The 328-nt window shown below is 66.8% G+C and carries 1 protein-coding gene; it reads left to right on the top strand.

All coding sequences use genetic code 11. The annotated features are described in order from the left end of the window. Positions 1 to 328: autotransporter outer membrane beta-barrel domain-containing protein (locus EN850_RS34795; protein WP_136093018.1), on the top strand; the 328-nt coding region annotated here is incomplete at both ends.

Here is a 328-nt window from a genome sequence, read left to right as displayed (position 1 = left end):
CAGCACCGAGCTGACCTTCGATGGCGATCTGGTGCTGGGCGACAGCAGTACCGGCACCGGCACGCTCACGGTGGATGACACGAGCACCGTCTATGCAGGCAGTGGCGGCCATGCCATCCGTCCGTTCAACAGTGGTGCACTGGTGGAGATGGTCAATGCCGGGCGCATCGACCTGACCGGCACCGGCGCAGGCGACGTGTTCACCGTGCGCGGCAATTATCGCGGCGACGGCGGTGGCCTGTACCTGCGCACCGTGCTGGGCGCAGACAATTCCACCAGCGACCGCCTGGTGATCGATGGCGGTTCCGCCACCGGCACCACCGGCATC

This window comes from Mesorhizobium sp. M8A.F.Ca.ET.207.01.1.1 (assembly GCF_004794715.1).
In the GTDB taxonomy this organism is placed as follows: domain Bacteria; phylum Pseudomonadota; class Alphaproteobacteria; order Rhizobiales; family Rhizobiaceae; genus Mesorhizobium.
The sequence above is the reverse complement of the archived record's forward strand: the minus strand, read 5'-3'. Positions and strand labels throughout refer to the sequence as shown.